This is a genomic window from Marmoricola sp. URHA0025 HA25, assembly GCF_054059435.1.
In genome coordinates, this window is sequence record NZ_JBSSCD010000001.1 from 963,741 (window position 1) to 986,517 (window position 22,777).

Annotated in this window: 19 protein-coding genes; 10 read left to right on the top strand and 9 right to left on the bottom strand. The window is 72.6% G+C overall.

Annotation, left to right across the window (positions count from 1 at the left end; genetic code table 11):
• Positions 1-15 precede the first annotated feature (15 nt).
• The 3 genes from ACVW00_RS04645 to ACVW00_RS04655 are packed head-to-tail and all read right to left on the bottom strand — an operon-like array spanning position 16 to position 1,735.
• Positions 16-219: a PspC domain-containing protein gene (locus tag ACVW00_RS04645; RefSeq protein ID WP_457109730.1), complete on the bottom strand. Its 204-nt coding sequence runs from the start codon at positions 217-219 to the stop codon at positions 16-18.
• The gene (locus ACVW00_RS04650) at positions 216-479 is read right to left on the bottom strand and encodes a hypothetical protein (protein ID WP_457109731.1); all 264 of its coding nucleotides are present in this window, start codon (positions 477-479) and stop codon (positions 216-218) included. The genes ACVW00_RS04645 and ACVW00_RS04650 overlap by 4 nt, the downstream gene beginning before the upstream one ends.
• Positions 476-1,735, bottom strand: a complete 1,260-nt coding sequence (locus ACVW00_RS04655; RefSeq protein WP_457109732.1) for a PspC domain-containing protein — start codon at positions 1,733-1,735, stop codon at positions 476-478. Before ACVW00_RS04655 ends, ACVW00_RS04650 begins: the two co-directional genes overlap by 4 nt.
• A 140-nt stretch (positions 1,736-1,875) precedes the next feature.
• On the opposite strand from ACVW00_RS04655, the gene ACVW00_RS04660 reads away from it, so the two are divergent.
• Together ACVW00_RS04660 and ACVW00_RS04665 are read left to right on the top strand one after the other, a co-directional pair.
• On the top strand, positions 1,876-3,159 hold the full coding sequence (locus ACVW00_RS04660) for an ATP-binding protein (protein WP_457109733.1): 1,284 nt from the start codon (positions 1,876-1,878) through the stop codon (positions 3,157-3,159).
• Positions 3,156-3,797: a response regulator gene (locus ACVW00_RS04665; RefSeq protein WP_457109734.1), complete on the top strand. Its 642-nt coding sequence runs from the start codon at positions 3,156-3,158 to the stop codon at positions 3,795-3,797. The genes ACVW00_RS04660 and ACVW00_RS04665 overlap by 4 nt, the downstream gene beginning before the upstream one ends.
• Before the next feature lie 135 nt (positions 3,798-3,932).
• Here the strand turns inward: ACVW00_RS04665 and ACVW00_RS04670 are convergent, their stop codons facing one another.
• The 5 genes from ACVW00_RS04670 to ACVW00_RS04690 form a co-directional block, all read right to left on the bottom strand.
• Complete coding sequence (locus tag ACVW00_RS04670; RefSeq protein WP_457109735.1) at positions 3,933-4,865, bottom strand: hypothetical protein; 933 nt, start codon at positions 4,863-4,865, stop codon at positions 3,933-3,935.
• A 24-nt stretch (positions 4,866-4,889) separates the two neighbouring features.
• Positions 4,890-6,395, bottom strand: a complete 1,506-nt coding sequence (locus ACVW00_RS04675) for a spermidine synthase (RefSeq protein WP_457109736.1) — start codon at positions 6,393-6,395, stop codon at positions 4,890-4,892.
• A gap of 9 nt (positions 6,396-6,404) precedes the next feature.
• Complete coding sequence (locus tag ACVW00_RS04680; protein WP_457109737.1) at positions 6,405-7,790, bottom strand: wax ester/triacylglycerol synthase family O-acyltransferase; 1,386 nt, start codon at positions 7,788-7,790, stop codon at positions 6,405-6,407.
• Positions 7,787-9,214, bottom strand: coding sequence for a WS/DGAT/MGAT family O-acyltransferase (locus tag ACVW00_RS04685; RefSeq protein ID WP_457109738.1), 1,428 nt, complete (start codon positions 9,212-9,214; stop codon positions 7,787-7,789). Before ACVW00_RS04685 ends, ACVW00_RS04680 begins: the two co-directional genes overlap by 4 nt.
• Positions 9,215-9,331: 117 nt before the next feature.
• Positions 9,332-10,108 carry a DNA-formamidopyrimidine glycosylase family protein gene (locus tag ACVW00_RS04690; RefSeq protein ID WP_457109739.1) on the bottom strand — a complete coding sequence of 259 codons (777 nt, stop codon included), beginning with the start codon at positions 10,106-10,108 and terminating at the stop codon, positions 9,332-9,334.
• A gap of 17 nt (positions 10,109-10,125) precedes the next feature.
• Between ACVW00_RS04690 and ACVW00_RS04695 the strand changes: the two genes are divergently transcribed.
• Positions 10,126-11,157, top strand: coding sequence for a nitronate monooxygenase (locus tag ACVW00_RS04695; protein ID WP_457109740.1), 1,032 nt, complete (start codon positions 10,126-10,128; stop codon positions 11,155-11,157).
• Between the two features lie 2 nt (positions 11,158-11,159).
• Here the strand turns inward: ACVW00_RS04695 and ACVW00_RS04700 are convergent, their stop codons facing one another.
• The gene (locus ACVW00_RS04700; RefSeq protein WP_457109741.1) at positions 11,160-15,728 is read right to left on the bottom strand and encodes an ATP-dependent helicase; all 4,569 of its coding nucleotides are present in this window, start codon (positions 15,726-15,728) and stop codon (positions 11,160-11,162) included.
• Positions 15,729-16,117: 389 nt separating this feature from the next.
• Between ACVW00_RS04700 and ACVW00_RS04705 the strand changes: the two genes are divergently transcribed.
• The 7 genes from ACVW00_RS04705 (at position 16,118) to ACVW00_RS04735 (ending at position 22,703) form a co-directional block, all read left to right on the top strand.
• Positions 16,118-17,074, top strand: coding sequence for an ABC transporter ATP-binding protein (locus ACVW00_RS04705; RefSeq protein ID WP_457109742.1), 957 nt, complete (start codon positions 16,118-16,120; stop codon positions 17,072-17,074).
• The gene (locus ACVW00_RS04710) at positions 17,074-17,907 is read left to right on the top strand and encodes an ABC transporter permease (protein WP_457109743.1); all 834 of its coding nucleotides are present in this window, start codon (positions 17,074-17,076) and stop codon (positions 17,905-17,907) included. The genes ACVW00_RS04705 and ACVW00_RS04710 overlap by 1 nt, the downstream gene beginning before the upstream one ends.
• Complete coding sequence (locus tag ACVW00_RS04715; RefSeq protein ID WP_457109744.1) at positions 17,907-18,734, top strand: ABC transporter permease; 828 nt, start codon at positions 17,907-17,909, stop codon at positions 18,732-18,734. Before ACVW00_RS04710 ends, ACVW00_RS04715 begins: the two co-directional genes overlap by 1 nt.
• Positions 18,735-18,804: 70 nt before the next feature.
• Positions 18,805-19,326 (top strand): DinB family protein, encoded by a 522-nt coding sequence (locus tag ACVW00_RS04720; RefSeq protein WP_457109745.1) that lies wholly within the window; start codon positions 18,805-18,807, stop codon positions 19,324-19,326.
• On the top strand, positions 19,323-19,517 hold the full coding sequence (locus ACVW00_RS04725; RefSeq protein ID WP_457109746.1) for a DUF3046 domain-containing protein: 195 nt from the start codon (positions 19,323-19,325) through the stop codon (positions 19,515-19,517). Before ACVW00_RS04720 ends, ACVW00_RS04725 begins: the two co-directional genes overlap by 4 nt.
• Positions 19,518-20,798: an MFS transporter gene (locus ACVW00_RS04730; RefSeq protein WP_457109747.1), complete on the top strand. Its 1,281-nt coding sequence runs from the start codon at positions 19,518-19,520 to the stop codon at positions 20,796-20,798. It begins immediately after the preceding gene.
• 45 nt (positions 20,799-20,843) lie between these two features.
• On the top strand, positions 20,844-22,703 hold the full coding sequence (locus ACVW00_RS04735; protein WP_457109748.1) for a bifunctional metallophosphatase/5'-nucleotidase: 1,860 nt from the start codon (positions 20,844-20,846) through the stop codon (positions 22,701-22,703).
• Positions 22,704-22,777 lie beyond the last annotated feature (74 nt).

The following is a 22,777-nucleotide window of genomic DNA, read 5'->3' on the forward strand; positions in this document are numbered from 1 at the left end:
TTCGGAGCGCGGACCTCAGGCAGTGGGCATGATCGCCCACGCCAGGACGTACCCGATCACCGTGGCTGGAAAGGCGAAGACCAGCGCGATGACGGCGGCGACCCGAATCAACGTGGCGTCGACGCCGAGGTAGCGGGCGAGGCCACCGCAGACACCGGCGACCATCTGGTCGTCCCGGGTCCGGAGCAGGCGCTTCGTCGGGGGCTGGACGTCGCTCATGACCTCTCCTCGTCGTCGGCCGGGACCGTGGCGGCGTACTCGGGCTCGCGGTCCTCGAGAGCCGTCCGCCGGGCGGTGCGTGAGTTGAGGACGATCGCCGCCAGTCCGACGACGCCGGCCCCGATCAGCACGACCGGGCCCCAGAGGGCCAGGGCGGGAGCCTCGACGTCGGTGGTCGCACCCACGACCCACAACGCGGTGATGCCCAGGAAGATCAGGCCGAACACGAGGTGGCTGATCGAGATCGGTCGCTTGCTCATCGGTACTCCACGGTGATCTGGCCGAGCCTGGCGTCGAGGTCCAGCGCGAGGGGGGCGGTGGTGGTGGCGGGTACGCCGGCGAGGCGCTTGTGCACCTCGTGGTTGATGCCGCCGCTGTCGTCGCCGGGGACGGTGATCCCGCCGGCGAAGTCCATGTCGGCCCGGATGTCGACGTTGAGGCTGCGGGGCACGATCACCTCGACGTGGCCGGTGCGCAGCTGGAGGTGGATCGCGCGTCCTGCCAGGGCCTCGGGGTCTGAGACATGGGTGAGGTCGAGCACGATCTCACCGACGGTGGCGGTGTACTCGCTCTGCACGAGCGCGGCCGTGGTCGGAGTCTCGTGGATCTCGCGGGCGTCGGCGCCGAACGATCCTCCGACCGCGACGCTCGCAGCAAGGGCGACCGAGGAGACGAAGCCGATCAGGATCAGCCCGCCGGGTCGGCCGACGAGCGATCCGACCAGCAGCATCACGGCAGTGATGCCGAGCGCGAGGGCGGCGTAGGCGCCGTCGGCGACGTGGTGGTCGTTGTCGTAGAGCCCGAGCACGCCCAGTGCGAGGGCGATCAGGGCGAGGGTCGGCCAGAACCAGACGATCCCGGTGCGCTTGGCGCGCGGGGGGACGAGCGGCGGCTGGGTCACCGGTGGCTGCCACACGGGAGGCTGCCACGGCGGCTGTGCGCTCGGGTCGAGCACGCGGGTGTCCTCCACGCTTGCTTCGGTCGCGGCGTACGCCGGGTGCGTGCCGGCGGGCTGTGCAGCGGGCGGGACCCAGGCCTCAGATGCCGGCGTGGCGCCCGCGGACTCGCGTTCGCGGCGGCGGTCCCGGACGATCAGCACGATGGCGACGATCACCGCGATGCTGACGAACGGCCAGCCGGCGGCGGTGCCGTCGAAGACGTCGCCGAGCGCGAGCAGGAGTGCGATGCCGGCGGCGGCGAGGAGCAGGATCTTGCGCGGCTCGCTGCCGACGCGGATCGGCGCGTGCTCGGCGTTGTCCTCGGGGACGAACAGCCAGCAGGCGGCGTACACGAGGAGCCCGGCGCCGCCGAAGAACGTGAGCACGACCAGCAGCACCCGGATGATGGTCGGGTCGATGTTGAAGTGCCGGCCGAGGCCGCCCGCGACGCCGGCGACGTAGCGGTTCGTCGTGCTGCGGCGCAGTCGGTCGAGGTCCTGGTGGGACGCGGCCGGCGGCGGTGGCGACTGCGGGGGCGGCGGAGTGTCCCGGCCCGGGTCGTTGAGGGTCTCGTTCATGTCTCCATCGTGGTCGCCGGGAGAGCCGGCCACCATCGGGGACGCCCCTGATCCTGTGCTGGGTGGAGAAGGCCCGGGTCAGGGGTCGCTCAGGGGTCAGACCCGATGTCCGCGGAACGCCCGGATGCCACGATGGGACCGTGACCAGCCCCCTGACCGAGCCGAGGAGCTCCGCCGGCGCGCCTCGCAAGGCCTACCGCGAGCCGGACGACGCGGTCCTCGGCGGCGTCGCCGCCGGCCTGGCCGAGCACCTCGGGCTGCCCGTCCTGTGGGTGCGCGTCGCCTTCATGGTGCTGGCCGTCATGGGCGGGTTCGGGGTGCTCTTCTACGCCGGCCTGTGGATGGTGCTGCCCGCGCGGCGGCACTTCGAGGACCAGGCGCCGGGCCTCGCGGCCGCCGAGCGCCAGGGCAAGAGGCGGCGCGGACGGATCCGACGGCTGGTGGACCTCGGCCCGCTGGTCGCGATCGGCGCGATCGCGCTGGGCGTCGCCGGCATCCTGGCGCTCGCGACCGGCCAGGGCTCGATCTTCTGGCCGCTGACCCTGGGCGTCGCGGGCCTGGCGCTGCTGTGGCGGCAGGCCGACGAGGCCCAGCGCGAGCGCTGGCTGGACTCGACGGGACGGATCAACGTCGTGCGCGCCGTCGTCGGGACCGGCGGCGCGGCGGCGTACCTTCGGCTGCTGCTCGGTGTGGTCCTGCTGGTCGTCGCGGTCATGCTGATCACGCTGACCAGCGGTGACTGGGCCGCCGCGCGGGCCGTGGGCATGGCCGCGATCCTGTGCCTGATCGGGCTCGGCTTCATCGTCGGGCCGTGGCTGTTCCGGCTCTCCTCCGACCTGAGTGAGGAGCGCGCGGAGAGGATCCGGTCGCAGGAGCGAGCCGACGTCGCGGCACACCTGCACGACTCCGTGCTCCAGACGCTGGCGTTGATCCAGAAGTCCGCGCAGGACCCGGCGACCGTCGCGCGCCTGGCGCGGTCGCAGGAGCGCGACCTGCGTTCCTGGCTCTTCGACTCGTCCGGCGGTGATCCCACCACGTTCGCGGCGGCGCTGCGGGTGATCGCCGGCGAGGTCGACGACGCGTACGGCGTACCGGTCGAGGTGGTCTGCGTCGGTGACCCGCCCGTCTCGGAGAAGGTGCGGCCGATCGTCCTGGCGACGCGCGAGGCGGCGATGAACGCGGCCCGGCACTCCGGCGCCGGCAAGGTGGACGTCTACGCCGAGGCCACCCCGACGCGCGTCGAGGTGTTCGTGCGCGACCGCGGCACCGGCTTCGACCCAGAGGGCGTGGCAGAGGACCGGCACGGCCTTCGTGACAGCATCATCGACCGGATGAAGCGTCACGGTGGCACCGCCGAGATCAGGAGCCGGCCCGGTGAGGGCACCGAGGTCCGGCTCGCCCAACCGCTAGGAGATGGCCGATGAGCAAGCGAACCGTGGTGATCGTGGACGACCACGCGATGTTCCGGGCCGGCGTGCGGGCGGAGCTGGGCGACACGGTCGTGGTGCTCGCCGAGGCGGCGGACGTCGACGAGGCTGTCGCCGCGGTGGTGGCCCACCAGCCCGAGGTGGTGCTGCTCGACGTGCACCTGCCCGGCGGCGGCGGGGCCGACGTGATCCGGCGTACGCACGGCAAGGCGCCGGACACGAAGTTCCTCGCGCTCAGCGTCTCCGATGCCGCCGAGGACGTGATCGGCACCATCCGGGCCGGCGCGCGCGGCTACGTCACCAAGACGATCACCGGCGCCGAGCTCGTCGACGCGATCGCCCGGGTCGCGGCCGGCGACGCGGTATTCTCACCGAGGCTGGCCGGCTTCGTGCTCGACGCGTTCGCCGGCACGATCGAGGTGGCGGCCGTCGACGAGGACCTCGACCGGCTCACCGAACGCGAACGCGAGGTGATGCGGCTGATCGCGCGCGGCTACTCCTACAAGGAGGTCGCCGCCGAGCTGTTCATCTCGATCAAGACCGTCGAGACCCACATGGGCTCGGTGCTGCGCAAGCTACAGCTGTCCTCGCGCCACGAGCTCACCCGCTGGGCCTCCGAGCGCCGCCTCCTCTGACGCCAGTCGCCGAGGCGGCGCAGATGAAAGCCCGATTATCGCCGAGGCGGCGCAGATGAAAATGAATCTCTTTCACCTGAGCCGCCTCGACGGTGTTTGGGCTTTCATCCGGGCCGCCTCGGGGGTCGGTGGGGGTCACTCGGGGAGGAGGCGGGCCCAGGCCGGGCGCCAGCGGCCGCTGCGCTGCTGCATCTCCCAGGTCAGGGCGCGCAGGGTCGGGCCAGTGCCGGCGTACCAGTCGGGCAGGCTGTCGAAGGCCCGGTCGAGGGTGATCCGGTGCCCGTCGTACCGGACCCGCGCGACGATCCAGGCTCCGGACTCCTCGCCGGCCTCCGCACGGTGCAGCTCGTGGAGCACGTTGGTGAGAGTGTTCAGCGCCGCCTCGGGGAGCCGTACGTCGGGCTCGGCGGCCACCAGCTCGCCCTCCTCGACCAGCACGACGTGCTCGAAGGAGGGTGGCTCGGTGATCCGGACCCAGCGCGCGAGCAGGGTGGGCCGGTCCGGCAGTCCGCGGTCGCGTTCGGGAGTGTCGCGCAGCTGACGGTGGATCTGGGTCTTCAGCCGGTTGCGGATCGCGCCCTGGGCCGCGACGTGGGCGACGCCGTGCGCCTCCTTGAGCAGGATCGAGTCGGTGGTGCCCGCCTTCGCGGCAGCGACCTGGCGCGGGTCGGCGCGCAGGAGCGGTGTGAGCAGCTCGACGACCCCGTCGAACATCCCCGTCGTGCTGGTGTCCCAGCCGTCGCGGGAGTACCAGGCGAGGAAGCCGGGCCTGGTGACCCGGATGGAGCGCCAGACCGCGTCGGACCTCGCCCAGTCGGGCGCTCCGGCGAGCGGGTCGACCCGCTCGGTGACGGCGTCCTTCACGGCGTCGGCGACCCGGCCCCAGATCACCGCCCGGCCGCCGCCGATCCGCTGCATGCACGTCCAGGAGTCACCGAGCCGGTAGTGCAGCACATGCGCGTCGGTGTCGAGCTCGGCGACCGCGTCGCGCGGGAGCCGTGCGGAGTCGGCCAGCACGGCCCACGACCACCACAGGTCGTCGGCGGACGCGAGGTCGTCCGCTTCCATGGGCCGATTGTGCCCGCTGCCGAGCTACTCGGCGACCTCGGCGAGCGACGTGTCGACGAGCCATTCCACCGGCGCAAGGTCGTCGGTGTAGACCCGGCCGCCCTTCAGCGCCGGCGCCAGCCGGTCGGCGGCGGCCCGTGCGACCTCGGCGACGTCGGACGGCAGGCCGGACGCGGCGTCGCGGAGCCGCCCGGCCGGGTCGGTGGCGGTGCTGCCGACCAGCATCGAGTTGGTCGGCTCCGCCGGGTCGCGCCAGACGTTGTCGGCGCCGAACTCCGCACGCATCGTCGCCGACAGGACCTTCTCCAGCTGGTCGGACTGCTCGGGGTGGCCGACGTTGATCACCACGAGGCCGCCCGGCGCGAGGTGCTCGCGCACGAGCGCGAAGAACTCCCGGGTCGCGAGGTAGAAGGGGATGTAGGGCTGCCGGTACGCGTCGACCATGATCACGTCGAACGTGCGGCTCGTCGATCGCAGCCACGGGCGCGCGTCCGCCGTGTGCATCCGCAGGTGCGGGCCGCCGAGCCCGAAGAGCGTGCGGCCCACGTGGGTGAGCGCTCCGTCGATCTCGACGGCGTCGACGGTGGTCCGCGGGTAGTAGTGGCCGATCGCGCGGGCCGTCGTACCGCCTGCATTGCCGAGGATCGCCACCGACCGCGGCGGGGCGTGGCCCCCGGCGAGCGCGAGGACGAGCATCTCGTCCCAGTAGTCGCCGGTCAGCCACTCGCCCGGCCGGTAGAGCGAGTGCACGGCGTGGCCCTCGTTGAGCTCCAGGGTCCGCTCGCCGTCGGCGTGCTGCACGACGCGGGCGTACTGGTACTCCGTCTCCTTCTCCCAGATCACCCGTGCCGACCCGTCGGCGGCCTTCACCGTGCCGGTGGGCAGCGCGATCAGGCCGAGGATCACCGCCGGTACGACGGCCGCGGCGACCCGTCCGGCGGCGAGGTGCGGCAGCGCCGAGAGCGCCATCGCCCCCGCGAGGACCAGGAACGTGCGCCGGGTGCCGAGCACCGGGATCAGCAGCAGCGCGGACAGGAAGGTGCCGGTCAGCGACCCGACCGTCGAGATCGCGTAGAGCCGGCCGGCAGTGCGACCGGCGTCGTCGACGTGGTCGACCTCGAGCCGCACGGCGTAGGGCGAGACCATCCCGATGAGGACCAGCGGGAGTGCGATGAGTGCGCCGACGCCGAGCAACGACCCGACGAAGGTCGCCGCGCTGAGCTGGTCGACCGCCCGCACGGCCTGGTGCAGGAACGGCCCGCTGACGAACGGGACCACGGCCAGGAGCGCCGAGGCGACGAGCACGATCCGGGCGAGTCCGGCGGGCCGCGGATCGCGGTCGGCGAACCGTCCGCCCAGCGCGTAGCCGATCGAGAGCGCGACCAGGACGACCGCGATCGTGTTGGCCCACACGATGGTGCTCGCACCGAACCACGGGGCGAGCAGCCGCGCCGCGGCGATCTCCGCGCCCAGGCTGCCGGCCCCGACCGCGAAGACGAGCAGCTCCAGCGAGCGCGATCGGTGGGCCACGCCCCGAACCTACCGGGCGGGTGCGGCCTCGGCCGGACGGACGGCGGCCACCTGGCCATTGAAGTCTCCTCGCGGTGCGAGCAGCGCCTCGAGCTCGACGAGGACGTCGTCCAGCAGCTCTCGCGCGTCAGGGACGAGCCCGCGGTCGACGCACAGCCCGATCGTCACCGAGCCCGCGTAGCTGAAGATCGCGACCCCCAGCCCGAGCTCCCCGGACGTCGGGCCCCACCCGATCGTGCCGCGCAGCGGCGTGCCGGCGAGCGTGACGGTACGACGCGGTCCCGGGACGTTGGTCATCACGCCGGTGCCCTTCGAGGCGAACACGTCGATCGCGATGTCCTCGACGATCCCCGGAGCCAAGCCGACGAGCTCCAGGATGCCGTAGGCGACGTAGCCCTCGGCCGAGTGCTTGATCGCCTGCATCCGGTGCGACATCTCCCGCAGCCGGTCCTCGCGCCGCGACGTGGTGAGTGGCAGAGACAGGTAGACCAGGCCGAACTTGTTGCCCAGCTCGGCCGGGAGCGGCTCGTCCAGCGGGCGCAGGTTGAACGGGACGATCGCGCGGATGTCGTGGACGGTGCTGCGCCGGCGTACCAGGTGCAGGCGCAGTGCTCCCGCGACCGCGGCGAGGAGCAGGTCGTTGACCGTCGCGTCGGCCCGGTGGCCCGCGTCCTTGATCCGTGCCAGCGAGATCGGGTCGGACCAGACGACCGCCTTGTCCACTCCGGCGGTGCCCTTCAGGGCGGTGTGGTGGTCCGCGGGGATGATCGCCAGCTTCGCGAGCGCGCTCGCGTCGGCGGCCACCGTGCTCGCCAGGTGCAGCAGCCGCAGGGGATGGGCGACCAGGTCGATCGCCTCGTGCCACGCGCCGTCGAGGGTGCCGCGCACGCTGAACGCCGCGTGCTGCGCAGGCGCGGACACGTCGACAGTCTCGGCGTCCGGGTCGTCGGTCAGGGAGAGCAGCAACCGTGCCAGCGCGACGCCGTCGGCGATCGCGTGGTGCATCCGGAACACCAGGGCGCAGCCGCCGTCCCGGTACGGCGTGACCAGGTGCATGTCCCACAGCGGCCGTCCGTGGTCGAGCGGCACGCTGACCAGGCTCGCGACGAACTCCTCGAGCTCGGCGTGACCCGCGGGCGCGGCCAGCTCCGCCGCGTGCAGGTGGTCCTCGAGGTCGAAGTCGTCGACGTCCTCCCACCAGGTGCCCTGCTCCTCCACCGCCCGCTGGGTGAATCGCGGGAACCTGCCGAGCACCCGCTCGCGCAGCAGTGTCCGCAGAGCCTCGCCGTCGACGACGTCGTCGAACCACATCACGGAGTTGACCACCATGAGGTTGGTCGGCCGGTCCATCCGCAGCCAGGCCGCGTCGGCAGGAGCCATCCGGTGTCGGGTCATCGTGGGATCCCTTCTGTCGTGGTGACGCCGGCGATCTCGCCCAGTTCGGCGAAGCCCGCGCCGATCCCGTCGACGAGCACCTGCGCGTCCGGCATCGAGTCGCGGTCGGTGGTGACGCCGAAGAGCAGCCGGCCCTCGTACGACGTGACCGCGATGCCGCTCCGCAGCCGGTCGGCGATCGGCACGTAGGGATAGGGCGCGACCATCGGCCGTCCGGCGAGGTGGAGCCGGTGGGCCGGACCGGGCACGTTGGTGACGACGGTGGTGAGGTTGCGGTGCGGGAGCCGGAACAGCACGTGCAGCAGCGCAGCCAGCGGCATCGGCGGCAACGCGTCGGCGACTCCGGCGACCTGCTCGCCGACCTGTGCCTCGTGCGACGCCTTGAGGGCCCGCATCCGGATCGCCACCTCCGTCAGCCGGTCGCGCGGGTCGTCGAGCTCGACCGGCAGCTCGGTGATGATCGCCGAGACCCGGTTGTCCAGGTGACCGCGCTGGTCGGGCCGGCGTACCGACACGGGCACCAGCGAGCGCACGCTGTGCGCGGTCGGGGTCTCCCCGCGCGCGAGGAGCAGGTCGCGGAAGGCGCTGGTGACGGCGGCGAGGACGAGGTCGTTGACGGTGCCGCCGAGGCGGTCGTGGATCGCGAGCACGGTCGCGAGGTCGACCTCGGTCCAGCCGTAGCCACGGTCGCGCCCGATCGGGCCCACCAGGGACGACACGTGAGTGGGTCGTGCGTTGCGGGCGAACCCTGCAATCCCGCGCGCGGTCTGCAGGGCCGCAGCCGTTGCGACGCGGGGGTGCCGGACGCCCTCGCGCACCACGGACCGGACCGCCGACGGCGCGGTGAGCAGCTCGGTCAGGCGCAACGCGGTGCCTTCGCGGACGGCGTCGGTGGCCAGCCGCCACCGGCCGGGCACCGGACTGGGTTGCCAGCGGTCCGTCCACACCGGCGACCAGTCGGGGCTCTTCTCGAGCATCGTGCTCAGCAGGTCGGTCCCGGCGATGCCGTCGACCATCGTGTGGTGGACCTTGGTCAGCAGGGCCCAGCGGTCGTGGGCGAGCCCTTCGAGCACCCAGTCCTCCCACAGCGGCAGCGCGTGGTCGAGCGGTTCGCTGAGGAGGCGCTCGGCGATCTCGCGGAGCTCCTCGACGCCCCCGGGTGCGGCGACCGCGGCGCGATGGACGTGCCGGCCCAGGTCGAACTCCGGGTCGTCGACCCAGACAGGCCGCCCGAGGGCGAAGGGCACGTGTGCCAGGCGCTGCCGGCACCGCGGGACCAGCGCCAGCTTGTGGGCGAGGGCCGTGCGCACCTCCGCCTGGGTCGGCACCGGCCCCTCGAAGATCGCCAGGCTGGCGATGTGCAGGGCCGCCGTCCTGGTCTCCACGTGCAGGAATGCTGAGTCGAGCGCGCTGGTCCGGTCCACACCTCATCCCAGCGCCGCGGCGCGTCCCGCGTCTTGAGGCAAAGGTCGCCGGCTCCGGGACGTTGTGCCCGGCCCGGTTGTCGCGGACTGGTTGTCGGGCGGTCGTTTGCGGACCGGTCAGGCCGGAGGCTGGCAGCTCGGGCACCACCAGACGGTCCGCTCCATCCCCTCCGGGCCGAACTCGTCGAACGCGATCGGAGTGCCGCACCGCAGGCAGCCGCCGCGACGGCGGTAGACCCAGAGCGTCCGGCCCGGTCGGCGGTCACCGGTGGTGATCCGCACCGGACGGTTGCGGTTGGCGACCAGGAGTGCGTGGGCCCGCGCGACCATCCGGCGCAGGTCGGGGACCGCAGCCACGGGCGTGTGCGGGTCGACCCCGGAGAGGAAGCATAGCTCCGCGCGGTAGATGTTGCCGATCCCGGCGAGGTTGCGCTGGTCGAGGAGCGCCACCCCGATGGGTACGCCGGGCGACTGCTCGATCCGGCGTACCGCCTCGGCCTCGTCCCAGTCGGGTCCGAGCAGGTCCGGGCCGAGGTGGCCGACGACGCGGTCCTCATCCGAGGTCGCGACCAGGTCGAGGACGACGGAGAAGCCGATTGCCTCCTGCTCGGCCGTGCGCAGCACCACCCGGGCCTCGTGGGCCGGACGGCGCCAGCGGGAGCCGGCCGGCTGGACGTCCCAGCGACCCTCCATCTTCAGGTGGCTGTGCAAAGTGGCGTCCCCCTCGACGCGGGTGAGCAGGTGCTTGCCGCGGGACACGGTCTCCAGGACCCGGCGGCCACTCAGGTCGACGGTGGCGATCGAGGGGATCCGGAAATCCGTGGACACCAGCTCATGGCCGGACAGCACCGCGAGCCGCTTCGCGGTCTGCCAGACGTTGTCGCCTTCAGGCACTGTGCGATTCTCGCGCCATGTCCACACCTTCCCAGAAGGCGCAGCGTGTGGTGCCCAGCCGGCTGCCGCTCGTGCAGGCGCCGATGGCAGGCGGACCCTCGACGCCCGAGCTCGCGGCTTCGGTCAGCGAGGCGAGTGGCTTCGGGTTCGTGGCCGGCGGCTACCTGTCGCCCGAGGGCCTGCGGCAGGCACTCCAGAAGACACGCGCGCTCACGAGTGCCCCCATCGGGGTGAACCTCTTCGTGCCCGGCGCCCGCGAGGCGGACGACCTCGCGATCGCCCGGTACGCCGAGCAGCTGGCACCCGAAGCGGCCCGGCTGGGTGTCGAGCCCGGCCGGCCGCACTGGGACGACGATGCCTTCGACGCGAAGGTCGCGCTGCTGGAGTCGGCCGGCGTGCACACGGTGACGTTCACCTTCGCCGTCCCGCCGAGCGCAGTGGTCGCCCGCCTCCAGGGGGCCGGCGTCGTCGTCGGCATCACCGTCACCTCGCGCGAGGAGGGTGAGCTGGCGGCCGCGGCCGGCGCAGATCTGCTGGTCGTCCAGGGCACCGAGGCCGGCGGTCACCAGGGCGTCTTCGACCCGGCGGAGCCGAACGGGACGACACTGCTCACTGCCGTCGGCGCGATCCGGCCGCTGGGGCTGCCGATGGTGGCGGCCGGCGGCATCATGAGCGCCGACGACGTGCGCGCGGTGCTCGAGGCCGGCGCGGATGCGGCGCAGGTCGGCACCGCGCTGCTCTGCACCCCGGAGGCCGGGACGTCGGCGCCGTACCGGCAGGCCCTGCTGGACCGCGCGTACCCCGACACGGTGGTGACCCGGGCCTTCAGCGGACGATGGGCCCGGGGACTGGCGAACCGCTTCGCCCTCGAGCACGACGACGCTCCGGGCGGCTATCCGCAGGTGCACCACCTCACCCGTCCGCTGCGGGCGGCGGCGACCGCGGCCGGTGACCCCGACGTGCCGAACCTGTGGGCCGGGACCGGCTGGCGCGCGGTGCGCGCCGAACCTGCCGCCGAGGTAGTACGCCGCCTCGCGGCGGGTGTGTGACCTCAGGCCCGCAGCCGCAGGCCCTTGCTGGTCGCCACGAAGCCGGCCGCCTCCAGTGCGCGCCGGATCGGCTCCGAGTCGTGGCCCAGGATGCTCGCGCCGTCGGCCTTCTCGACCGTGAGCCGGCCCAGCGCTCCGCGGCGCACCGCCGTGCCGAGGGCGTCGATCGCAGCCGCCACCGTCTCCTCGTCGTCGGCGAACGTGAGCAGGGTCCGGCCACCGCGTTCGACGTAGAGCGCGAGCTCGCCCTCGACCAGCACCACCAGGGCGCCGGCCTTCCGGCCCGGTCGGTGTCCGGCCTCCTGCACCGGCCAGGGGAGAGCGGCGCCGTACGGGTTGGCCGGGTCGGTCGCGGCGAGGGTCACCGCCTCCGGCTTGTCCGGAGGCGTGGTCCGGACGAACGCTCGCAGCCGGTCGACTGCGCCGGCCGTGCCGAACTGGGCCGCGCCCAGCCCGTCGACGAAGTAGCCGCGCCGACAACGACCCGACTCCTCGAACGTCGCCAGCACCCGGTACGCCGCGGCGAACCCTCCCGGGGTGCGCTCGCTCATGACCGCCCCGCGGGTGACCACGCCGTGCCGGTCGAGCAGCCCCTCGGCGGCAGCGTGCGCCCGACGGGTCGGGTCGTGCTCGATCTCGGGCAGCACGAACCAGCGACCGGCCATGTCCGCCGGTCCGCCACGCGCCGGCATCGGCGCGCGCGCCAGGCTCGAGGCGACTCGGGCCCGTGGTGGCGCCCGGCGAACCCGGTGGCTCGCCGTCCCCGAGCGGGTCAGGCCACGCAGCGGGGCCAGCGTGTCGTTGCCGACCCGGCCTGCCCAGACCAGGTCCCAGACGGCCGCCGACACGGCTGCGTCGCTGGTGGTCTCCACGGCCGATCGCCGAAGCGCATCGGCGAGCTGCCGGAAGAAGAACGCGCCACCGCCGGCGAGCACGTCGAGGAGCGCCTCGTGGTCCGGGCCGAGCTCGAGGTCGCCGGGCTCGGGCAGCGTGAGCGGCGCCGAGTCGGCCAGGTGCAGCGAGACCCAGCCGTCCGCACCGGAGAGACCGCCGTGGCCGGCCCACAGCACCTCGCCCGTCGTCGTCAGCTCGTCGAGCAGCGCCGGCTGGTAGTCGACCACCCGGCTCGGCAGCACCAGTGACTCCAGCGCCGACGCCGGGACGGCACACCCAGCGAGCTGCTCGACGACGGCGAGCACCCCGCCGGTGCCGCGCAGCCCCCGGGTCCCGGAACCCGCGGAGCCCGTCGTGACCCCCTGCCAGGCAGGCAGGAACCGGCCGAGGACGGGCGGCTCGACCGGCTCGACCTCGTGGCGCAGTCGCGCCAGCGATCGCCGCCGCAGCTTGCGGAGCACCTCGGCGTCGCACCACTCGGTGCCGACACCGGCGGGTCGGAACTCGCCCTCGAGCACGCGTCCCTGCCCGGCGAGCCGGACCAGCGTCTGCTGCACGACCGCCACACCCAGCCCGAGCCGGTCCGCGACCTCGGCCACGGTGAACGGCCCGTGCGTGCGCGCGTGCCGCCCGACGAGATCGCCGAGCGGGTCGGCCGCCGGCTCGGTGAAGACCTCGGGTGTGCCCGGAGGTACCGGCACACCGAGCCCGTCGCGGAGCCGGCCGACGTCCTCGACCACCGCCCATCGCGCCTCACCGGCGACGCGCACCTCCACGACCCGGCGGGCCTGGACGAGCAGGACCAGCCCGTCGTCCACCGGTACGGCGGACCGCGCGGCGAGCTCGTCTGTGCCGAGCGGACCGAGCAGCCGGAGCACGTCGACGAGCCCTTCGACGTCGCGCGCGCGGCGGTCCTCGGCCAGCCGCTGCAGCTCGGCCTCGACCTCGGCCAGCACGTCGGCATCGAGCAGCTCGCGCAGCTCGGCGCGGCCGAGCAGCTCGGCCAGAAGGCCCTGGTCGAGGGTGAGTGCGGCGGCACGACGCTCGGCGATGGGCGAGTCGCCTTCGTACATGAACGCGGCGACGTAGCCGAAGAGCAGCGACTGGGCGAACGGCGAGGCTCGCTGCGTGGCGACGTCGACGAGCCGGACCCGGCGCTCGGCGATGCCTCGGTGCAGTGCGACGAGCGCCGGCACGTCGTACACGTCCTGGAGGACCTCGCGGACCGTCTCCAGCACGATCGGGAACGAGGGGTAGCGCGCGGCCACCTCGAGCAGCTGTGCGGACCGCTGCCGCTGCTGCCAGAGCGGGGAGCGACGGCCGGGGTCGCGGCGCGGCAGCAGCAGCGCGCGAGCCGCGCACTCGCGGAAGCGGGACGCGAACAGCGCCGATCCGCCGACCTCCGTGGTGACGATCTGCTCGAGCTCGTCGGGCTCGAAGGCGATCAGCTCGGCGCCGGGAGGGTCCTGGTCGGTCTCCGGGATGCGCAGCACGATGCCGTCGTCGGCGGCCATCGCCTGGGCGTCGACGCCGTAGCGCTCACGCAGCCGCGCGTTGATCGCAAGTGCCCAGGGCGCATGCACGGGTGTGCCGTACGGCGAGTGCACGACGATCCGCCAGTCGCCCAGCTCGTCGTGGAAGCGCTCGACCACGAGCTGCCGGTCGTGCGGCACGGCGTTGGTGGCCTCGCGCTGCTCGGCGAGCAGGCCGACGAGGTTCGCCGCCGCCCAGTCGTCGAGGCCCGCCGCGCGCGCCCTCGCGGTCGCCTCGTCGGCGCCGAGCGCGGAGACCTCGCGGGTGAACGCGCCGACGGCGGCGCCCAGCTCGGCCGGGCGGCCCAGGGCGTCGCCGGTCCAGAACGGCAGCCGGCCCGGCTGGCCCGGCGCGGGGGAGACGAGCACCCGGTCGTGGGTGATGTCCTCGATGCGCCAGGTGCTGGTGCCGAGCGTGAACAGGTCACCCACCCGCGACTCGTAGACCATCTCCTCGTCCAGCTCGCCGACGCGCGCGTTGGTGCTCGAGCCGACCAGGAAGACGCCGAACATGCCCCGGTCGGGAATGGTGCCGCCGCTGGTCACCGCGAGTCGCTGTGCGCCCGGCCGGCCGGCGAGGGTGCCGGCGACCCGGTCCCAGACGATGCGCGGCCGGAGCTCGGCGAACTCGTCGCTCGGGTAGCGGCCGGCGAGCAGGTCCAGCGTGGCCTCGTACGCCGATCGCGGAAGCGTCGCGAACGAGGCCGTGCGCCGGGCGAGGTCGAAGACGTCGTCGACCGACCAGGTGTCCAGCGCGGTCATCGCGACGACCTGCTGGGCCAGGACGTCGAGCGGGTTCGTCGGGACCCGCAGCGCCTCGATGCCGCCGGAACGCATCCTCTCGACCGCCACGGCCGTCGGCACCAGGTCGCCGCGGTGCTTGGGGAACAGCACCCCGCGCGAGGTCTCGCCGACCTGGTGACCGGCCCGCCCGACGCGCTGGAGCGCACTCGCCACGCTCGGGGGCGACTCGATCTGGATCACCAGGTCGACCGCGCCCATGTCGATGCCGAGCTCGAGGCTGCTGGTCGCCACCACGCAGGGCAGCCGGCCGCGCTTGAGGTCGTCCTCGATGACCGCGCGCTGCTCCTTGGAGACCGAGCCGTGGTGGGCGCGGGCGATGACGGCGGGTGCTCCGACCGAGGCCCCGGACTGCGCCATCATCTCCGCGGGCGTCCGCGCGGGCGGTCGCGGCTGGTCACTCGATTCGCTGCCTGCGCGGCCGTCGGTCGCGGCCTCTGCGCGGGTCGCGGCGATCTCGTTCAACCGCGCCGTCAACCGCTCGGCCAGCCGTCGCGAGTTCGCGAACACGATCGTCGAGGTGTGCTGCTCGATCAGGTCGACGACCCGCTCCTCGACGTGGGGCCAGATGCTGCTGGACCGAGCGTCGTCCTCCGTGGCGTCCAGAGCGGTCATGTCCTCGACGGGCACGACCACCTTCAGGTCCCAGCGCTTCTCCGACGGCGGTGCGACCACCTCGACCGGAGCACTGCCGCCGAGGAAGCGCGCGACCTCCTCCACCGGCCGCACGGTGGCGGACAGGCCGACCCGCTGAGCCGGCCTGTCGAGCAGCGCGTCGAGGCGCTCGAGCGACAGCGCCAGGTGGGCGCCCCGCTTGGTGCCGGCCACGGCGTGCACCTCGTCGAGGATCACCGTCTCCACACCACGGAGCGACTCGCGCGCCTGCGAGGTGAGCATGAGGAAGAGCGACTCGGGCGTGGTGATCAGGATGTCGGGCGGGCTGGTCTGCAGCTTGCGGCGGTCACCGGCAGGGGTGTCGCCGGAGCGCACCCCGACGCTGATCTCGGGCACCTCGGCGCCGAGACGCTCGGCGGTGTGCCGGATGCCGGTCAGGGGCGCCCGGAGGTTGCGCTCGACGTCGACGGCGAGCGCCTTGAGCGGCGAGACGTACAGCACCCGGCAGCGGCGCAGCTTCTCCGCGGGCCGCGGCTCGGTGGCGAGCCGGTCGATCGACCAGAGGAACGCGGCCAGGGTCTTGCCGGACCCGGTCGGGGCGACGACGAGCGCGTGCCGCCCGGCTGCGATCGCCTCCCACGCTCCGACCTGGGCCGGCGTGGGTGCGGCGAACGCCGCCTCGAACCACGTGCGGGTCGAGGCGGAGAACTGCTCGGGGACTTCCGCCACTCCGACATCGTCCCTCACCGCGCCGACAACCGTGAGCACGCCGAGAGGGCACTCCCGCACGCTCCGATGGCGCCGAGCGGGCACTCCCGCACGCTCCGGCGGCGCCGAGCGGGCACTCCCGCACGATCCGACGGCGCCGAGCGGGCAGTCGTGCGTCCTGGAATCGCGCCCAGCGGGCACATCGGTCCGATGTCGGCGGACACACCTGCCTCCCCGGCGTACCTACTGGAGACGCGACTGCTCGCGCCGCGCACACCTGACGAGCACAATTGCCCGCTCGGCGTGTCCGAGCCGCGCGTTGTTGCCCGCTCGGCGTGCCCGAGCCGCGCGTTGTTGCCCGCTCGGCGTACCGCTCGTGGACGGCGCCCGGCGCGGTTAGGGTCGGGACCGTGACGGAGGCGATGATCGAGGCATCGGGGCTGCGGAAGTCGTTCACGTCCCGCTCGGGCGAGACGGTCGAGGCGGTGCGGGGCATCGACGTCGTGGTCCGCAAGGGTGAGGCGTTCGGCTTCCTGGGGCCGAACGGCGCGGGCAAGTCCTCGACGATGCGGATGGTCGCCGCGGTCTCGCCGGTCAGCGGCGGCAGCCTGCGCATCCTCGGGATGGATCCGGCCGTCGACGGCCCGAGGATCCGGGCCCGGATCGGCGTCTGCCCGCAGGAGGACACCCTCGACACCGAGCTGAACGTGCGCGACAACCTCTACATCTACGGCCGCTACTTCGGTCTCCCGCGCGGCGAGGTCCGTCAACGGGTCGAGGAGCTGCTCGACTTCGTCCAGCTCACGGAGAAGGCCGACGCCAAGGTCGAGGACCTCTCCGGCGGGATGAAGCGGCGGCTCACGATCGCGCGCTCCCTGATCAACCGGCCCGAGGTGCTGCTCCTCGACGAGCCGACGACCGGTCTGGACCCGCAGGCCCGCCACGTGGTCTGGGACCGGCTCTTCCGGCTCAAGCAGCAGGGGGTGACGCTCGTGCTCACCACGCACTACATGGACGAGGCCGAGCAGCTGTGCGACCGGCTCGTGGTGATGGACAAGGGGCTGATCGCCGCGGAGGGCTCGCCCCTCGAGCTCATCCGCACGTACTCCACCCGCGAGGTCGCCGAGCTGCGCTTCGCGCCCACCCACGAGCACAGCGGAGGGCTCGAGGCGATCGCCCCGAAGGTCGAGGACCTGGCCGAGCGCGTCGAGGTCCTGCCCGACCGACTGCTGCTCTACAGCGCGGACGGCGAGGAGACGATCGCGAAGGTCCACGAGCGCGGCCTGGACCCGGTGGTCTCCCTCGTACGCCGCTCGACCCTCGAGGACGTCTTCCTCCGCCTCACCGGCCGGACGCTGGTGGACTGATGGGGTCTCGACCGAGCTCGACCACCGAGGGCAGGATCACCGCGAGGGATCGTCTCGACGTCCGCCGCGCCGCCCGGATGGCCGACTACTGGACGCTGGCCTACGTGCGGACCTGGAAGGGCTCGGCGATCTCGTCGTTCGTGGTGCCGCTGCTCTACGTGCTCGCCATGGGGGTCCTGCTCGGCGGGTTCATCAAGGGCGACCCCGACAAGCTCGAGGGCGCCACGTCGTACCTCTCCTTCGTCGCGCCCGGCATGCTCGCCGCCCAGTCGATGACCCGGGTGTTCGGCGAGGTCACCTACCCGGTGATGGGCATGATCAAGTGGCAGCGCGTCTACTACGGGATGATCGCGACGCCGCTGAGCGTGCGCGACATCGTCTTCTCGCACCTCGTGTTCGTCGCGGTGCGGGTGGCGATGGGCTCCGCGGTGTTCATCGCGGTGATGGCCCCGTTCGGTGTCTTCGAGTCCTTCCCCGGCGTCGTCGGGGCGTTCCTCGCCCAGCTGCTGGTCGGGATGGCGTTCGCGGCCCCGGTCTACGCGCTCAGTGCCGCCCTGAAGGACGAGAGCGGCTACGCACTGGTGTTCCGGCTCGGGATGATCCCGATGTTCCTGTTCTCAGGTGCGTTCTTCCCGGTCGCCAACCTCGACGCGTGGATGGAGGCCTTGGCGAAGCTCACCCCGCTGTGGCACGGCGTCGACCTGACCCGGATGCTGGTGCTCGGCGAGGTCGACGGCTCGCGCGCGCTCGTGCACATCGCCTACCTGGCCGCGCTGACGCTGGTCGGGTGGGTCCTGGCGACCCGCCTCCTGCACCGGAGGCTGATCGATTGATGACCTCGATGGCCAAGGGCGCGCTCGGCAAGGCGATCGGGCGCGACGCGGGCGCGCACCTGGGCGCCGGCGAGGCGACCACGCTGCTGCTGCGGCGCAACTACCTCGCCTACCGCTCGGCGTGGTGGATCTTCGTCTCCGGGTTCCTCGAGCCGGTGTTCTACCTGTTCTCGATCGGCGTCGGCGTCGGCCAGCTGGTGAGCGGCTTCGAGTTCAACGGCCACGAGATCCCGTACGCCGACTTCGTCGCGCCCGGCATGCTCGCGGCCTCGGCGATGAACGGGTCGCTGCTCGACTCGACGTACAACTTCTTCTTCAAGCTGAAGTACAACAAGCTGTTCGACCAGATGCTGGCGACGCCGCTCACGACCTCCGACATCGCGCGCGGAGAGCTGTCGTGGTCGCTGCTCCGCGGTGGCATCTACTCCGCGGTGTTCCTGCTGGTGATGGTCGCGATGGGGCTGGTGCACTCGTGGTGGTCGCTGCTGGCGGTGCCTGCCGCGCTGCTGATCGGTGCGGCCTTCGGCGCCGTGGGCATGGCGCTGACCACGTTCATGCGCTCGTGGCAGGACTTCGACTACGTGACCCTCGCCCAGCTCCCGCTGTTCCTGTTCTCCGCGACGTTCTTCCCGCTCAGCGCCTTCCCGCACTGGCTCTCTGCCGTCGTGGAGCTCACCCCTCTCTACCGCTCGGTGGTCCTGATCAGGGAGCTCACCACCGGCTCGGTCACCTGGGCGGCGGGGGCGTCGGTGGTCTACCTGCTCGCCCTGACCGTGGTCGGCCTCGCGATCGTCGGCCGGCGGCTGGACAAGCTGCTGCTCTCCTGACTGGCGTCCGGGCGGCTCAGGCGCTGGATAACCCGGTCGGAGTCGGCGGGACGTGTTGCAGACTGGCCGCGTGAGCATCGAACCGGACACCAAGGACTGGACCTGGGTGCTGGACGCCCCCTGCCCCGAGTGCGGGTTCGACCCGGCCGCGGTGAGCGCAGCCGACCTCGTCGACCTCTTCCACGAGAACACCCGCGGCTGGTACCCCGCGCTCGTCGGACCGGGCGCAACGACCCGTCCGGCGCCGACGGTCTGGTCGCCCCTCGAGTACGCGTGCCACGTGCGCGACGTGCACCGCATCTTCGGCGAGCGGGTGACCCTGATGCTCGAGCAGGACGACCCGCTGTTCCCCAACTGGGACCAGGACGTGACCGCGATCGAGGGCCGGTACGCCGAGCAGGACCCGGCCGTCGTGTCCGTCGAGCTCGTCGAGGCAGCCGCCGACGCCTCCGCCGTCTACGCCGGTGTAGACGGCGAGCAGTGGCAGCGCCCCGGCCGCCGCAGCAACGGCTCCGTCTTCACCGTCGAGACGCTCGGGCGGTACCACCTCCACGACGTCCACCACCACCTCCACGACATCGGCCGGGCGTGAAGCACACGGAGTTCTGGGAGCGTCTGGACCACGCGCTCGGCCCCGCGTACGCGCGCACGTGGGCCTCGATGTTCGTGCTCACCGACCTCGACGGCCGCACCGTCGACGAGGCTCTGACTGCCGGCGTACCTCCCAAGCAGGTCTGGCGGGCTGTCTGGGCCGCGCTCGACCTCCCGGCCCGGGAGCGCTGAGTGCCGGCCGCCGAGGACCAGCAGGCGCTCCAGCGCCGCACGGTGCAGACGCTGGTCGGCTCGCAGGCGGTCGGCGCGCTCGGCATCACCATCGGCATCGCGACGGCGTCGCTGCTGGCCCGTGACCTGTCCGGGTCCGAGGAGCTCGCCGGGCTGGCACAGACCACCCAGGTGCTCGGCGCGGCCGTCGGGTCGTGGGGGCTGGCGCGGCTGATGGGACTGCGCGGCCGCCGCGCCGGCCTGGTCACCGGCTACCTCGTGGGCGCCTCCGGCGCAGCCCTCGCCGTCGTTGCGGGCATCGTCGGCTCGATGACGCTGCTCCTGGTCGGCGCGTGCCTGCTCGGCGCGACCAGCTCGGCCAACTACGCCGCCCGGTACGCCGCCACCGACCTCGCCACGCCGGGCAACCGCGGCCGGTCGCTGTCGACCGTGGTGTGGGCGACCACCATCGGTGCCGTGCTCGGGCCGAACCTCACCGGCCCGTCGGCCCGCCTGACCGACTGGCTGGGCATCCCGGTGCTCACCGGCCCCTTCGCGCTCGGCGCCGTCGCGATGCTGGTCGCGGCGCTGGTGGTGCTGGTGCGGCTGCGACCGGACCCCCTCGTGGTGGCGCGGAGCCTCCGCTCCGAGGAGGGCCCGGCCAGGGGCGCGGCCCGCCCTGCCCAGCCGGCGGCCGCGCAGCCCGTCCGCGACGCGATCCGGGCGCAGCCCGCCATCGCGGCGGCGATCGCCGGGCTGGCCGCGGCGCACGCCGTGATGATCAGCGTGATGGTGATGACTCCGCTGCACATGAAGCACGGTCATGCCGAGCTGAGGGTCATCGGGTTCGTGATCAGCCTGCACGTCCTGGGGATGTTCGCGTTCGCGCCGCTGGTCGGCATGGCCGCCGATCGGTTCGGCCGAGTGGCCGTGCTCGCCACCGGCGGCGTCGTGCTCCTGGTCTCGCTCGTGCTCTGCGCCCGCGCCCCCGCGGGCAGCTCGCCGGAGATCTTCGTCGGGCTGTTCCTGCTCGGGCTGGGCTGGTCGCTGGCGACCGTTGCCGCCTCGACGATGGTGGCCGAGCTCGCGCCGCTCGGCTCCGTGACGAACGTGCAGGGAGCCGCCGACATGGTGATGGGGCTGGCCGCCGCCGCGGGCAGCGCGGCGTCGGGAGTCATCGTCGGTGAGCTCGGGTTCCCCGTCCTCGCGGGCTTCGCATCGATCTTCGCCGTGGCGGTGCTGGTGGCGGCAACACTGGCCGGACGCGTGAATGTGTCGCCGAGCGGGGCGATCTCGGGTTAGCGTGCGGTCTCCACTCCGTTCCGGGCTCTAGGGAGTAACAACCTCATGCACCTCACCCACCGGCGCCGCCTGATCGGCGCGCTGACAGCGACCCTCGTCGCACTCTCGGGCGTCGCCGCCACCCAGGCCGCGTCCTCGGCCGACACGACCCGGCACCACCCGGGTCACCACAAGCACAAGCACCACCGGCACCTGAAGAAGATCCAGCTGCTGTCGTTCAACGACTTCCACGGCAACCTCGAGGCGCCCTCGGGCTCGTCCGGGCGGATCGTCGTGGGTCACCGGCTCGACCCGGTGACCGGGAAGCCGGTCGACGTGACCCAGGACGTCGGCGGCGTGGAGTACCTCTCCACCCACCTCGCCCAGGCACGCGCCGGCCACCGCAACTCGCTGACGGTCGCCGCCGGTGACATCGTCGGCGCCTCGCCGCTGCTCTCGGCGGCGTTCCACGACGAGCCCACCATCGAGGCGATGAACCGGCTCGGCCTGGACGTCACGGCCGTCGGCAACCACGAGTTCGACGAGGGCTACCGCGAGCTGCAGCGGATGCAGTACGGCGGCTGCATCGACGACGGCGCGGGCGCCAACAACCAGAACTCCTGCCCGAGCGGCGTGTTCACCGGGGCGGACTTCGACATGCTCGCCGCGAACGTCACGTACGCCGGCTCGAACCGCACGATCCTGCCGTCCTACACGATCAAGAACCTGCACGGGGCCAAGATCGGCTTCATCGGGATGACCCTCAAGGACACTCCGTCGATCGTCACCGCGAGCGGTGTGCAGGGCCTGGAGTTCAAGGACGAGGTCGCGACCGCCAACGCGCTCGTGCCGGTGCTGCGTCGCCAGGGCGTCAAGGCCATCGTCGTGCTGATCCACCAGGGCGGCGTACCGGACAAGCAGCAGTGGACCGATCCCAGCGGCAAGACCTGGGCGGTCAACCCGAACTACGACTACGCGTGCGGTGGCGGTGGCTCCCTGATCGCCGCGAGCTCGCCGATCCTCGGGATCGCGGCAAACCTCGACCCGCAGATCGACATGGTCGTCTCCGGTCACACCCACCAGCCCTACGTCTGCTCGGTCAGGGATCCTGCGGGCCACCGCCGGCTGCTCACGTCGGCCTCGTCGTTCGGCCGGCTGTTCACCGAGACCCGGCTGAAGTACGACATGCGCAAGGGCGACATCGTCCGGGCGTCGGTCAAGGGTGCGAACTTCCCGGTGTCGCGCGACGTCGCGAAGGACCCGGCGGAGACCGCGCTGATCATGAAGTACCAGGACCTGGTCCGGCCGATCGCGAGCAAGGTGATCGGGCACATCACCAGCGACGTGACCGCCGCCGGCAACGCGACCGGCGAGTCCCAGCTGGGTGACCTGATCGCGGACGCACAGCTCGCCGACGCGTCGACCGTCACGGGCGGGCAGACACCGGTGATCGCCTTCATGAACCCGGGCGGCATCCGCGCCGACCTGACGGCCACGAACTCCAAGTACGGCGAGCCGACGGGCGACGTCACCTACGAGGAGGCGTTCACGGTCCAGCCGTTCAACAACTACCTGGTCTCGATGACGCTGACCGGGCAGGACATCTACGACCTGCTCGCCCAGCAGGTCACCGGGCCCAACGCGGGCAGCCGGAAGATCCTGCAGGTGTCGAACGGGTTCACCTACCAGTTCGGCGCGAGCGGCGCCGTCGACGGGACGGTGAAGCTCAACGGCACGGCCATCGACAAGGCGGCGTCGTACCGGATCGTCACGAACAACTTCCTGCAGGGCGGTGGCGACAACTTCCCGGCGTTCACCCACGGCACCGGCGTGTACTACGGCGGTCTCGACATCGACGCGTTCGCCGACTACCTCGCGGCGCACTCGCCGTACACACCAGGAGCTCTGACCCGCATCACGCAGTAGGTCGCGGGCCGGATCGACGCAGCGGGGCGCCACTCCCCTCCCTTCAGGCGCCCCGCTGCCTCGCGTCCTGCGCC